The sequence below is a fragment of the Pseudomonas viridiflava genome (genome assembly GCF_900602065.1).
Classification (GTDB): Bacteria; Pseudomonadota; Gammaproteobacteria; order Pseudomonadales; family Pseudomonadaceae; genus Aquipseudomonas.
In genome coordinates, this window is sequence record NZ_UWFN01000332.1 from 1 (window position 1) to 307 (window position 307).

The 307-nt window shown below is 47.6% G+C and carries 1 pseudogene; it reads right to left on the reverse strand.

Features of this window, described 5'->3' with window-relative positions:
• A pseudogene (locus EE949_RS29690) lies at positions 1–307 on the reverse strand (permease); the annotation flags it as partial.

Consider the following 307-nt stretch of genomic DNA (forward strand, 5'->3'; position numbering starts at 1 on the left):
TTTAGTGCCGCTATAAACGCAATAGCAACCGGACCGATCAGAAAGAGCAATGATCCAGTGAGAACGGCGACGAAAACAAATATCAGTATGACGGCTATGGCGATGCCTTTGAAGAAGGATGAGGCGAAGTCAGGGTAGTGGAGGTAGTACTCCAGATGGGCGCAGTCGGTTTTGACGGTGTAGTTGTAGATGGTTTTTTGGCGGACTATTAAGCCAACAAAGTAAGCATAAATCGCGGCGATGACTAACGTGAATACAACAGCCCAGTATGGCTCCTGAGTGAATAAGTCCCACCATACCCAAAGGA